The sequence below is a fragment of the Mesorhizobium ciceri biovar biserrulae genome (assembly GCF_001618845.1).
Classification (GTDB): domain Bacteria; phylum Pseudomonadota; class Alphaproteobacteria; order Rhizobiales; family Rhizobiaceae; genus Mesorhizobium; species Mesorhizobium ciceri.
In genome coordinates, this window is record NZ_CP015064.1 from 2,180,223 (window position 1) to 2,192,676 (window position 12,454).

14 protein-coding genes and 1 pseudogene are annotated in these 12,454 nt (G+C 62.4%); 12 read left to right on the plus strand and 3 right to left on the minus strand.

Annotation, left to right across the window (positions count from 1 at the left end):
- Window positions 1–79 precede the first annotated feature (79 nt).
- The 4 genes from pgsA to A4R29_RS09775 all read left to right on the plus strand — a co-directional run bounded on the left by pgsA (window position 80) and on the right by A4R29_RS09775 (window position 2,271).
- Window positions 80–676 carry a CDP-diacylglycerol--glycerol-3-phosphate 3-phosphatidyltransferase gene (gene pgsA / locus A4R29_RS09760; RefSeq protein ID WP_013532480.1) on the plus strand — a complete coding sequence of 199 codons (597 nt, stop codon included), beginning with the start codon at window positions 80–82 and terminating at the stop codon, window positions 674–676.
- Between the two features lies 1 nt (window position 677).
- A complete protein-coding gene (gene moaD / locus A4R29_RS09765) occupies window positions 678–935 on the plus strand; it encodes a molybdopterin converting factor subunit 1 (RefSeq protein ID WP_013532479.1) in 258 nt (85 codons plus the stop codon).
- A 1-nt stretch (window position 936) separates the two neighbouring features.
- Window positions 937–1,413: a molybdenum cofactor biosynthesis protein MoaE gene (locus tag A4R29_RS09770; RefSeq protein WP_063171808.1), complete on the plus strand. Its 477-nt coding sequence runs from the start codon at window positions 937–939 to the stop codon at window positions 1,411–1,413.
- Between the two features lie 93 nt (window positions 1,414–1,506).
- Window positions 1,507–2,271 (plus strand): YbaY family lipoprotein, encoded by a 765-nt coding sequence (locus A4R29_RS09775; RefSeq protein ID WP_013532477.1) that lies wholly within the window; start codon window positions 1,507–1,509, stop codon window positions 2,269–2,271.
- Window positions 2,272–2,339: 68 nt separating this feature from the next.
- Here A4R29_RS09775 and ndk read toward each other — a convergent pair whose 3' ends face one another.
- Window positions 2,340–2,762, minus strand: a complete 423-nt coding sequence (gene ndk / locus A4R29_RS09780) for a nucleoside-diphosphate kinase (protein WP_013532476.1) — start codon at window positions 2,760–2,762, stop codon at window positions 2,340–2,342.
- Window positions 2,763–2,921: 159 nt separating this feature from the next.
- Between ndk and A4R29_RS09785 the strand changes: the two genes are divergently transcribed.
- Window positions 2,922–3,179 carry a DUF2934 domain-containing protein gene (locus tag A4R29_RS09785; protein WP_013532475.1) on the plus strand — a complete coding sequence of 86 codons (258 nt, stop codon included), beginning with the start codon at window positions 2,922–2,924 and terminating at the stop codon, window positions 3,177–3,179.
- Between the two features lie 17 nt (window positions 3,180–3,196).
- Here the strand turns inward: A4R29_RS09785 and A4R29_RS09790 are convergent.
- Window positions 3,197–3,891: pseudogene (locus A4R29_RS09790) on the minus strand (glutathione S-transferase family protein).
- A 59-nt stretch (window positions 3,892–3,950) separates the two neighbouring features.
- On the opposite strand from A4R29_RS09790, the gene A4R29_RS09795 reads away from it, so the two are divergent.
- Entirely contained in the window at window positions 3,951–4,463 is a 513-nt protein-coding gene (locus A4R29_RS09795) for a DinB family protein (RefSeq protein ID WP_063171809.1), read from the plus strand.
- 96 nt (window positions 4,464–4,559) lie between these two features.
- Here A4R29_RS09795 and A4R29_RS09800 read toward each other — a convergent pair whose 3' ends face one another.
- Window positions 4,560–5,519: a LysR substrate-binding domain-containing protein gene (locus tag A4R29_RS09800; protein WP_024504291.1), complete on the minus strand. Its 960-nt coding sequence runs from the start codon at window positions 5,517–5,519 to the stop codon at window positions 4,560–4,562.
- A gap of 110 nt (window positions 5,520–5,629) precedes the next feature.
- Between A4R29_RS09800 and A4R29_RS34605 the strand changes: the two genes are divergently transcribed.
- The 6 genes from A4R29_RS34605 (at window position 5,630) to A4R29_RS09830 (ending at window position 12,436) form a co-directional block, all read left to right on the plus strand.
- A complete protein-coding gene (locus A4R29_RS34605; RefSeq protein WP_024504290.1) occupies window positions 5,630–6,463 on the plus strand; it encodes a hypothetical protein in 834 nt (277 codons plus the stop codon).
- A gap of 45 nt (window positions 6,464–6,508) precedes the next feature.
- Window positions 6,509–7,435, plus strand: a complete 927-nt coding sequence (locus A4R29_RS09810) for a DMT family transporter (protein ID WP_063173631.1) — start codon at window positions 6,509–6,511, stop codon at window positions 7,433–7,435.
- Window positions 7,428–7,631: a hypothetical protein gene (locus A4R29_RS09815; protein WP_024504288.1), complete on the plus strand. Its 204-nt coding sequence runs from the start codon at window positions 7,428–7,430 to the stop codon at window positions 7,629–7,631. The genes A4R29_RS09810 and A4R29_RS09815 overlap by 8 nt, the downstream gene beginning before the upstream one ends.
- Before the next feature lie 162 nt (window positions 7,632–7,793).
- On the plus strand, window positions 7,794–8,243 hold the full coding sequence (locus A4R29_RS09820) for a Ros/MucR family transcriptional regulator (protein WP_013532467.1): 450 nt from the start codon (window positions 7,794–7,796) through the stop codon (window positions 8,241–8,243).
- Window positions 8,244–8,367: 124 nt separating this feature from the next.
- Window positions 8,368–10,245 (plus strand): ABC-F family ATP-binding cassette domain-containing protein, encoded by a 1,878-nt coding sequence (locus tag A4R29_RS09825; protein ID WP_024504287.1) that lies wholly within the window; start codon window positions 8,368–8,370, stop codon window positions 10,243–10,245.
- A gap of 82 nt (window positions 10,246–10,327) precedes the next feature.
- A complete protein-coding gene (locus A4R29_RS09830) occupies window positions 10,328–12,436 on the plus strand; it encodes a molybdopterin-containing oxidoreductase family protein (RefSeq protein WP_063171810.1) in 2,109 nt (702 codons plus the stop codon).
- The last annotated feature ends 18 nt before the right edge of the window (window positions 12,437–12,454 follow it).

The following is a 12,454-nucleotide window of genomic DNA, read 5'->3' on the forward strand; positions in this document are numbered from 1 at the left end:
CTGGCCTGTCGAATCTGGCCTGTTGACCCCCCACATTCGCTTCTGATTTGAGTAGGCAGGCAGAAAGAGTTTCCCGGATATGGCCAAGCGCGCGTTCAACCTGCCCAACATGCTCACCTACGCCCGCATCGTCGCGGTGCCGATGGTGGTGCTGTGCTTTTTTCTCGAAGGACATCTGAAGTCGAGCGACTTTGCCCGGTGGTCGGCGCTGATCATCTTCCTGCTCGCCTCGATCACCGATTATCTGGATGGCTATCTGGCGCGCGCCTGGCAACAGACCTCCAACATCGGCAAGATGCTCGACCCGATCGCTGACAAGCTGCTGGTCGCCACCTGCCTGCTGCTGCTGGCTGCGGACACCGATCGCCATGCGGGCATTGCCGGCTGGTCGTTGTGGGCGGCGATCATCATCCTGTGCCGCGAAATCCTCGTCTCGGGCCTGCGCGAATATCTGGCGGCGCTGAAAGTCTCGGTGCCGGTGACGCAGCTGGCAAAATGGAAGACCGCCATCCAGATGGTCGCCATAGCGTTCCTCTTGGCCGGACCAGCCGGCGACAAGATCTTTCCGCTGACCACCCAGACCGGGCTGGTGCTGCTGTGGATCGCGGCGTTGGTCACGCTCTACACCGGCTACGACTATTTCCGCGCCGGCCTCAAGCACATCATGGACGAGTGAGATGACGACCCGGCTCATCTATTTTGCCTGGGTGCGCGAGCGCATCGGCATGCCCGAGGAAGACGTCGACTTGCCGGCTGGCATCGAGACGGTCGCCGATCTCCTGCGCTGGCTGAAATCGCGCGGCGAGGGCTACGAGCACGCGCTGCAATATCCCGACGTGATCCGCGTCGCCATCAACCAGGAGCATGTCGAGCACCGCGAGAAGATCGCGGGCGCCCGCGAAATCGCGCTGTTCCCGCCGATGACCGGGGGCTGACATGACCGGCGCGGTCTTACCTGTCGTGCGCATTCAGCGCCAAGATTTTGACGTCGCGGCCGAGATCGCCAGACTGACGCTAGGCCGCGCCGATATTGGCGCCGTGGTGAGCTTCTCAGGCCTTTGCCGCGACGAGCAGGGCGCGCTCTCAGCGCTCGAGCTCGAACACTATCCCGGTATGGCCGAAGCAGAAATCGCCCGCATCGCTGCTGAAGCGGTCGAGCGTTGGCCGTTGCAGGGGCTCACCGCCATCCACCGCCACGGGAAGATCGCGCCCGGCGAGAACATCGTGCTGGTGGTGGCAGCCTCCGCGCACCGCCATGCGGCGTTCGAGGCGGCGAATTTTCTCATGGACTATCTCAAATCGCGCGCGCCCTTCTGGAAGAAGGAGCATCGGGCTGACGGTTCGGAGGGTGGCTGGGTCGAGGCCAAGGAAGCCGATGCAACGGCCGCGCAACGCTGGAAAGCGTCCGAATAAGATCGCCGCAGCCATGCATTGACCGCAATCCTTTGGCCAATTGGCGGAATTGGTCAGCCTGGGCATGGCAGCCCGGGGTTGAGGGAGATGGTCATGCTGGACAGGATCGCGGAGTTCTTCATCTTCGGTTTCGTGCCTCTGGTCGTCGGCATATTGGCCGTTCCTGAGCAGTCTGTTGCCGCCGAAAAGGCAGTGAGAGGCGAAGTGATCTATCGCGAGCGCATTGCCTTGCCGCCCAGTGCCGTGCTCTCCGTGCAACTTGCCGATGTGTCGCTGGCCGATGCGCCGGCCACCATTATCGGCGAGCAGAAAGTGAAGCCGACCGGCCAGGTGCCGATCAGCTTCGAGATCAAATTCGACCCTTCCGTCATCCGGTCGCAGATGACTTACGCGTTGCAAGCCCGCATCACCGTCGACGACAAGCTCCTGTTCATCTCCGATATGCGCCATCAGGTCGATCCGCTGACCGACGTGCCGCAGACCATCATGCTGAAGATGGTCGCCCCGAACGCCGAGCCGACGGTTTCGGTCTTCGACCAGCTCTGGCTGGTCGACTATGTCGACGGCATCGGCGTCATCGCTGCCCCGCAAGCGACATTCAGGGTCAGCGAGGCCGGCAAGGCGGGCGGCAGCGGCCCCTGCAACACCTATTTCGCCACCGCCAAGGTCAATGGGCAAACGATCGTGATCGGAGACATCGGTTCGACCTACAAGGCCTGTGCGCCAGAGGTGATGGCCGAGGAAAAGGCGCTGTTCGATGCGCTGGCCAAGGCGGCGTCATACCGTGTCGAGGCCGGCAAGCTCATCATATCAGGCAAGGATGGCCGCGAGATCCTGCGCTTTAGCGCGGCGAGCTGACCCCCAACGAAAAAGGCCGGCGAAACGCCGGCCTTCTTTTTACGGAATCCAAGGTCTGGATCGTCGGCTCAGCCGACGATCTCGGTGTCCGAGAACCAGTACTTGATCTCTTCTGCCGCGGTCTCCGGTGCGTCGGAGCCGTGCACGGAGTTTTCGCCGATCGACAGCGCATGAACCTTGCGGATGGTGCCTTCGGCGGCGTTGGCCGGGTTCGTGGCGCCCATCACTTCGCGGTTCCTGGCAATGGCGTTCTCGCCTTCCAGCACCTGGACGACGGTCGGTGCCGACGACATGAATTCAACCAATTCGCCGAAGAAAGGACGGTCCTTGTGGACGGCATAGAAGCCTTCCGCTTCGCGGCGGCTCATCCAGACCCGGCGCGAGGCGATGACGCGCAGGCCTGCCTCTTCCAGCATCCTGGTGATGGCGCCGGTGAGATTGCGCCGGGTTGCGTCCGGCTTGATCATGGAAAATGTGCGTTCGAGCGCCATGGGTCGTCCTTGTCTGAGAATGGAATTGAGAGTGGCGGGCTCTATACAAGCCGCCCGGCCCATTGCCAAGGGCCCCCGATCAGACGGCTGCACAGCAACGCTTTGCTTGCTATAGTCGCGTGCCGGCGCCGCGCTGAGGTCGGGCCGTATGGAGACAACATGACCATGACAGACGATCGTCAGGAACGCATTCGCAACCGTGCGCACCAGATCTGGCTGCAAGAGGGCCAGCCGGCTGGACATCATGAGCGCCATTGGCATCAGGCGGCGGCGGATGTCGACCAGGAGGACGCCACGGACAAGTCGGCAGCCAAAAAGCCAACCAAGAAGGCAGCTGGCGCCGCCAAGCCAAAAGCCGCCCCCAAGGAGGCAAAGGCTGCCACGAAGGCCGGCAAGCCAAAGAAGGCGGCCAAGTAAGTTACTGCTTTACGGCGTCAAGCCGCGGCGGCCACCTTTCGCCCCAGCCCGCCATGCAGGTCGAGGCAGCGGGCGAACCACTGCGCCACCACGTCGCCGTCGTCGAGCAATTGGTAGGGCGAGGCTATGCGCGCCCATTGCAAGGCGCCGAAGACGATATAGTCGCCAAACAGCGGCGCTCCGCGCCGCCGATGAACGGCTGATAGAAGAGCATCGAGCGCAATGGCTCCAGCGAGGCTCTGAAAGTGCCGAGCCCGGCCTCCCTGGCGGCCGTCACCTCCTCCAGCCTCTTGCCAAGACGCTGCTCCCGGCTCTGGCGGAAATAGACGGCGTTTTCCGCGTCCTGCATGGCATGAAGGTCCATGATGGCCGCGGTGGTCACGTAGGGATGAATGGTCACTTGCGACCAGCGTTCGATGAAGCGCGCCATCGCCTCGCCGCCTTCACCGCCAAACAGCGTCGGCCGGTCCGGATAGGCTTCATCGAGATAGAGCGCGATGGCGAAGGAATCCGCGAGGACTGTCTCGCCGTCGCGGATCACCGGAACGGTTTTCGAAACGCCGCCCTCGACAGCGGGCACCTCGAGAAAGCGCGTCGGTACGGTTGATATGTCGAGCCCCTTGTGGGCAAGCGCCATCGCCACCTTCCAGCAATGCGGGCTGAACGGACGTGTGCTGTCGCGTCCGACGAGATCATAAAGCAGAATGGTCATTGGCGGCGGCTCCCGTGCGGGTTAGGTAGGCCCCGCATCGACGCGAGCCGAGGGAAGCCATGAGACAGCATTTCATGATGTTTGCGGCCTATAATCAATGGGCCAACGGTCGCATCTATGATGCCGCCGCCGAACTCGATGATGAGGAATTCAACCGCGATGTCGGCGCCTTCTTCGGCTCGATGATGGGCACGCTCAACCACCTTTTGACTGCCGACCGCATCTGGATGAAGCGCTTCACTGGGGAGGGCGACGCGCCGACGACACTGGACGCTATCCTGCATCGGGGGTTGACCGGCCTGCGGGCGGCGCGTGAAGCCGAGGACAGGCGGATCATCGATTGGCTCGGCGGCCTCAATGACAAGGCGTTGACGGGCCGGTTCACCTACATGACCGTCTCGGACATGCGCACCGTCTCGCAAAGGCTGGCGCCGGCGCTGGACCATGTCTTCAACCACCAGACCCACCATCGCGGCCAGGCGCATACGATCTTGACCATCCTGGGACGGCCAAGCCTGGGGTTGGACCTGATGCTTTTCCAGCGGACCGAGGAGGGCAGGGCTTTCGCCTGATCGGTGGCGTTGGCGTAGCCAGTCCGAAGGTTGTGCCGGCCGTCGCTGCATTTTGTGCTGCAGCATCGTCTTTGCATCAGTAGGCACCGGATGGATTCAGGCAGCCGTCGAAGCCTCGCCCCTGATTTCGTTGTCCAACTGGGACTGGGTCAGGGCCGCTTCCGCCATGACCCACTGCTTGAACAACTGGACCTTGCGTGCGGCAAGGCCTTTCAGCGGAGAGACAAAATACCAGCCAGCCGTGTTCGGATGATGGACGGCGAAGGGAGCCACCAGCCTTTCGGCGCGAATGTCGCTGGCCATATAGGCACGGTTGGCCACCGCAAAGCCCATCCCGGAATTGGCTGCCTCGTAGGACATCATGCACGAGTCGAAATAGATGCTCTTGGTCTCGCTGAGCACGAAGCTGGCGCCGGCGAAACCAAGCCAGGACTGCCAATTCTGGGTGCAGGTGTCGGAATGCAGCAGGGTGAAGTGCTTGAGGTCGTCCGGTGTCACCTTCGACAGCCGCTTGTCGCCGAGGACTTCGTGGAACAGCTTGCGGCTGCACACCGGTGTCAGGTCTTCGCGAAACAGCAGATCGGATTGCAGCCCGTGAAAGTGACCGTCGCCATAACGGATTTCGAGATCGAATTCCGAGGCCGTGAGCTCATGCGTCGCGTAGGAGGTTGAGACCCGCATCACGATATCGGGATATTGCTGCTGGAACAGCGGCAGGCGCGGAAACAGCCAGCGTGCCGCAAAGGTCGGCAGCACCGATATTTTTAGCACATGCTCCTGCGATTGCCCGGTCGCTTCCATGCTGGCGGCGACGATTCGCTCCAGCGCCTCGCGAACGCGCGAGACATAGGTCTCGCCCTCCGGCGTCAACGACACCGCATTGCCGCCGCGCTGGAAAATCTTGAAACGAAGCTGATCCTCCAGGCTTTTCACGCGCTGGCTGACCGCTGAAGCGGTAATAAACTGTTCTTCACCGGCGCGCGTGAAATTACCGTGCCTTGCAGCACTTTCCACGATTTTCAGCGAATTGAGGTTGACCTGACTGAGCAGACGCACGGTTTCGACCTTAAGCTTGGCTTACACTAGCACCAGCATTCCTAATTTTACAGGGGTGGGTGAATTAATCGACTGTTTACCAAGTGTTGCCCCCATCCTGGAGAAGTACAATGAACGCCCATACCATTCCCGAACTGCGTTATGCGATGAGCCGCGAAGCCATTATCGGCCATGAAACCGCCTGGAAAGTGTCGAGTTTCGGTGTCGCGCAATATCTGCACGGCTATGACCCGGCACTGCTTGCCGCGATCGAGGAGGCTGCCCTGAAGCTCAAGGCCAGCCATGCCGTGCACAAGCACCTCGATCTGACCTTCATCACCGGGGCCGACCGTTTCATCCCCGAGATCAGGGAATTGCTGCATGACAAGCTGCGCCTGGAGCGGCTGTCCGACATGATGGGCACCAAGCTGGAGCCCTATCCGCTGTCGATCGTCGGCTCGACGGTCACCTTCATGAATCCCAGGGACGGCGCCGTGGAGTGGCATTGCGATGGCGTTCCGGTCACCGAGCTCATTCCGCTGTCGATCAGCAATCCGCTGGTCGGCGGCCACCTCGAAATCTATTGCGACGACTCCGAAACCGGCCGCGCCATTCTCGAATCCGGCCGCGAGATCCCGCGCAACAGTGTCATGCGCATCGATCACAAGATGAACTACGCGACGCTCGGCCAGTTCCTGGGCGTCCTGCATCGCACCGCGCCGATCCGGTTCGGCGAGCGCGTCACGCTGGTGCTCAACCAGCGCTCGGTGGCCAAACCCTATGTCGACGACAACAGAATGTTCTATCTCGCCGCCGACAATGACCACGACCGTGAGTGGGTCAGCGAACTGGCCGAAGATGTCTGGACCAACCAGCTCCCGGCCTACCGTCGGTTCGAGGCGGAGCATCCCGTGCCCGCCGCCGTCGATGCTCCGGTTCCGGGCGGAGCCAGGGAATCATGGTAGTGAACCATGATCCCGAAAAGTCGGAACCAGTTTTCGGACAGGATCATGGTCGAACAGCAAAATAGAATCCCATGCCGATTGTTTCGGCAGGGATCCGGCTCGATATCCGCGTTGGTCTTCGCTGCCGGTGCGGTGGCGTTGTGGTCCACCAATGCCCTGGTCGGCAAATCCCTGCTGGCCGGCCACCCGGTGTCGCAGGTCCAGTTCCTGCAATTTGCAGGCGCTGCACTCGTCTTCGCCGCCATCCGATTGATGAGCCGGAAAAGAGTAGCACCGGTCACGGCCGGGGCGGCGTTCATCTCTCTCGCGGTCGGCTTCATCGGTCTGGTCGGCACCATGGTGCTGCAATACATCGCCTTCGCTTCGATGCCGGTGATCGAGGCCAATCTGGTCGCCTACACCTGGCCGTTGATGGTCGCGGCGGCAGTCATTGCCTTGGAAAATCCGCGGCGTCCGGCACTGTTGGGTCTCGCCGCGGTGGTAGGCTTCATCGGCGTCGCACTGGTGATTTCGGGAGGGCGCAACCAATCCTGGTTCGAGGGCGATCTGGTCGGATATCTCGCCGCATTCGGGTCGGCGCTGTGCATGGCCTTATATTCGATCATGGTGGGACGGGTCGCCACCCCAGCCGATCGCCTGTTGCTGCCGTCATCGTTGATCGGCGTCGCTTTGACGTTTCTGTGGTGCGCTCGCGACGGTTTCACCTGGCCCATCGGCGCGGACCTGGCTCTCGGCCTTTATCTCGGCGCCGGTCCGATGGGCTTGGGCTACTATTTCTGGTCGCGCGCCTTGAAGCTTGAAGGCAGCGGCAGGGTCGCGGTGGTCGCCTATCTCACGCCGATCGCCTCGACCCTGCTTTTGACCTTGTCCGGCGAACGGCTGACGCTGACGGCCATTGTCGGAGCCATCCTCGTCATCGGCAGTTGTGTCGCGGTCGGTGTGGAACGTTCGGAGGCCGAAAGCCATGTTTGACGAGAATGAGCGTCTGGCCATTCAGGAAGCGCATTGGCTGATCGACGAATTCGGCGCCGAGGCGCCGCTTTACGCCGCGATGAGGGCCGAAAAGGCGATAGAACAAAAGGATTTCGCGCGCTGCGCCCGCTGGAAGCGTATTCTGGAGATATTGGACGAAAGTCCTGCCGCTAAGTCTGCTGGTTCCAAGTATTAGATTTTCTAATTTGCACGGCGTCGATTTCGCATGAATGCTATTTTGGCCGATTCTTCATTCTTTTATGAGACTTGGCGGTCCGTTGGGGGACGCGGTTAAAGAGATACATCGACACAAGTCTTCGCTGGGGTGGAGGATTTTGTCGCAAATAAGGTGAAAGAATTGTCAAATATCGATGATAAGACCGTTATCGAGCTGACGGCCGATATTGTCTCGGCCTATGTAGGCAACAATCCCCTTCCGGCTTCCGGCCTGCCTGAGTTGATTGCCAGCGTCAGTGCTTCGGTTCGCAAGCTCGCTGGTGCAGTTGTCGCGGAAACTCCAAACCTGGTTCCGGCAGTCAATCCGAAGAAGTCGGTGTTTCCCGACTACATCATCTGCCTTGAGGACGGAAAGAAGTTCAAGTCGCTCAAGCGGCACCTGCGGACCGACTACGGCCTAAGCCCGGACGACTATCGGGCCAAATGGGGCTTGCCGCCGGACTATCCGATGGTTGCGCCGAACTACTCGGCGACGCGATCGGCGCTGGCAAAGTCGACGGGACTTGGCCGCAAGCCGGCAGCAGCGCCGGCCGCTGTCGCCAAGGCAACGAAGCGCAAGGCGACTGCCTGAGAGCAGGCAAGCCACCGTTCGGCTGCTTTGACGGCGCCCTCGCGGGCGTCGTTTCGAGGCCTTGTGCGGCCAACTGGCCCGCAAGGCCTTGCGAAGCGTTGATGTCCGGTGCAAAAGCGCGGCCATGCTGATCATCAACGACCTATCGCTCCGCATGGCCGGACGCCTGCTTCTCGACCATGCCTCGCTGACCTTGCCGGCCGGCACCAAAGCCGGCCTTGTCGGCCGCAACGGTACCGGCAAGACGACGCTGTTCAAGGCCATTACCGGCGATTTCCCGTCCGAGACAGGCTCGATCAGCCTGCCGAAGAGCACCCGCATCGGCCAGGTGGCGCAGGAAGCGCCAGGCACCGAGGATGCGCTGATCGAGATCGTGCTCAAGGCCGATCTCGAACGCACGGCGTTGCTCGAAGAGGAAAAGACGGCGACCGATCCGCACCGCATCGCCGACATCCATATGCGGCTGGCCGATATTGACGCGCACTCAGCCGAATCCCGCGCCGCCACCATTCTCGCCGGCCTCGGCTTCGATGACGCTGCGCAACGGCGTCCGGCCTCCTCCTTTTCCGGCGGCTGGCGCATGCGCGTGGCGCTCGCCGCGGTGCTGTTTGCCGAGCCCGATCTGCTGCTGCTCGACGAGCCGACCAACTATCTCGATCTTGAAGGCACGCTGTGGTTGGAAAACTACGTGTCGAAATATCCGCACACCGTGCTTTTGATCTCGCACGACCGCGACCTGCTCAACCGCGCCGTCAACTCGATCGTTCACCTCGACCAGAAGAAGCTGACCTTCTGGCGCGGCGGCTACGACCAGTTCGAGCGTCAATACACCGAACAGAAGGAATTGCAGGAGAAGGGCCGCGTCAAGCAGGAAGCCGCGCGCAAGCACATGGAATCCTTCGTCGAACGGTTCCGCGCCAAGGCCTCCAAGGCGAGACAGGCACAGTCGCGCATCAAGGCACTGGAAAAGATGAAGCCGATCGCGGCCCTCGTGAACGACTCGGTGCGGCCGTTCTCCTTCCCCGAGCCGGTGAAGACGGTGGCCTCGCCGATCGTGGCGCTGAACAACGTCAATGTCGGCTACACCGAGGGGCAGCCGATCCTTAAGAAGATGACGCTGCGCATCGACGCCGACGACCGCATCGCGCTGCTCGGCGCCAACGGCAACGGCAAGTCGACCTTCGCCAAACTGCTGTCCGGCCGGTTGAAGCAGGAGAGCGGCACCATGACGGTGGCGCCCGGGCTGAAGGTGGCGATCTTCGCCCAGCATCAGCTCGACGATCTGCGGCCGGACGAAAACGCCTACGAGCATGTCCGCCGGTTGATGCCGGAGGCGCCGGAATCGAAGGTGCGCGGCCGCGTCGCCCAGTTCGGCCTCACCACCGAGAAAATGAACACCGCCGCCAAGGATCTTTCGGGCGGCGAGAAGGCGCGGCTGCTGATGGGCCTGTCGGCCTTCGAGGGGCCGAACCTGTTCATCCTCGACGAACCGACCAACCATCTCGACATCGACAGCCGCGAATCGCTGATCCATGCGTTGAACGAATTCCCTGGCGCCGTCATCCTGATCTCGCATGATCGCCATCTGCTCGAGGCAACCGCCGACCGGCTGTGGCTGGTCAAGGACGGCGCGGTCAACCCCTATGACGGCGATCTGGAAGACTACAAGACGCTGGTCACCGGCGTGTCCGGCGACCGCCGCGGCAAGCGCGAGGCGGAAAAGGCGTCAAAGGCCGATCGCCGCCGCGATGCGGCCGCGCGCCGCGCCGCCTTCGAGCCGCTGGCCAAGGAAATCCGCGCCACCGAAGCGCTGATGGACCGCATCCGCAAGCGCATCGACGGCATCGAGGACGAACTGTCCAATCCGGCGGTGTACGAAAAGGATCCCTCGACGGCGACCCGGCTGGCCAAGGAGCGCTCGCAACTGGCCCAGACGCTGGCCGGCCACGAGGAAAAGTGGCTGTCCATGTCGGCAGAGTATGAGGAAGGCACGGCGGAGTGATTACGCAATCTCCCCACAAGTGGGGAGATTGGCTAATCATCTGGCCCTACACGCGCCCTTTGAAACCCGCTAGTCTTGCCGCATGAACCAGCACGCCAAGCTCAGAATCGGCCATTCCGCCTGTCCGCATGATTGCCCGTCGACCTGTGCGCTCGAGGTCGAACTGCTCGACGGCAATCGGATCGGCCGCGTCCATGGCGCCAAGTCCAACAGCTACACCGCCGGCGTCGTCTGCGCCAAGGTTGCGCGTTATGCCGACCGCGTCCACCATCCCGACCGTTTGCTGAAGCCGCTGATCCGCGCCGGCGCTAAGGGCGACGGCGCCTGGAAGGAAGCGAGTTGGGAGGCCGCGCTCGACCTCGTCGCCGAAAAGTTCATTGCGGCCGAGGAGAGGTACGGCTCGGAGACGATCTGGCCCTACTACTATGCCGGCACGATGGGGCTGGTGCAGCGCGACGGCATCGACCGGCTGCGCCACGCGAAAAAGTATTCCGGCTTCTTCGGGTCAATCTGCACCAATCTCGCCTGGACGGGCTGGATGATGGGGGCCGGCGCCTTGCGCGGGCCGGACCCGCGCGAGATGGCGAAATCCGATTGCGTGGTGATCTGGGGCACCAATGCGGTGGTGACCCAAGTCAACGTCATGACCCACGCCATCAAGGCGCGCAAGGAGCGCGGCGCCAAGATCGTCGTCATCGACGTCTACGAAAACGCGACGATGAAGCAGGCCGATCTCGGCCTGGTGCTGAAGCCGGGCACCGACGGCGCGCTGGCCTGCGCGGTCATGCATGTGCTGTTCAAGGAGGGCATGGCCGACCGCGCCTATCTCTCGAAATACACCGACGACCCGAGAGGGCTGGAAGCGCATCTCGAGACGCGCACGCCGGCGTGGGCGGCCGGGATCACGGGCCTGACGGTTGCCGAGATCGAGGCCTTCGCCCGCCTCGTCGGCACGACCAAGAAGACCTATTTCCGCCTCGGCTATGGTTTTGCACGCCAGCGCAATGGCGCCGTCAACATGCATGCCGCCTCGTGCATCGCGGCTGTCACCGGCAGCTGGCAATATGAGGGCGGCGGCGCCTTCCATTCCAATTCCGGCATCTTCAAGCTCAACCAGGATGTGCTCGAAGGCACCAAGATGCGCGATCCCTCGATCCGCTATCTCGACCATTCGCGCATCGGCCCGGTGCTGACCGGTGCCAGCGATGCGCTCTATGGTGGCCCGCCGGTGACGGCGATGCTGATCCAGAACACCAATCCGGTGAATGTCGCGCCGGAGCAGCGGCTGGTGACGCAAGGCTTCCTGCGCGACGACCTGTTTACCTGCGTGCACGAGCAGTTCATGACCGACACGGCCAAGCTTGCCGACGTCGTATTGCCGGCCACGATGTTCCTCGAGCACGACGATGTCTACAAGGGCGGCGGCAACCAGCACATCACGCTTGGCCCCAAGCTGATCGAGCCGCCGGAGGGACCGCGCACCAACCATTTCGTCATCGAGCAATTGGCTGATCGCCTCGGTGTCGCCGACCGTCCGGGTTTCGGCCTGACCGAGCAGCAGCATATCGACATCATCCTGGGCAAGCGCGGGCTGGGCAGTTTCGAAAGCTTGAAGCAAGACAAATGGGTCGACCTGCAGCCGGATTTCGAGGCAGCACACTTCATCAACGGATTTGGCCACGCGGATGGAAAATTCCGCTTCCGCGCCGACTGGACCGGGCAGGCGGCGCCCAACCGGCCGCCCAAAAGCATGGGCCTGTTCGGCCCGGTGGCGCGGCTGCCGGAATTCCCCGACCATGTCGACCTGATCGAGGTCGCCGACGAAGCCCACCCGTTCCGGCTGACGACGTCGCCGGCGCGCAACTTCCTCAATTCGACATTCTCGGAAACACCGGTGTCGAAAGCCAGGGAGGGCCGCCCGGAACTGCTTCTACATCGCGACGATGCCGCGGCACTTGGGCTGGCCGATGGCGACCGTGTCGAGGTCGGCAACCAGCGCGGCGAAGTCGTGCTGCATGCAAAACTGTTCGACGGCATCAAGCGTGGCGTGGTGATCGCCGAAGGCATCTGGCCAAACAGCGCCCATGAGCGCGGCGAGGGCATCAACGTTTTGACCGGCGCCGACGCGCCTGCACCCTATGGGGGTGCTGCCTTCCACGACAACAAGGTCTGGCTGCGCGCGGCAAGGTGAGAGAACTCAGTTGCTCTC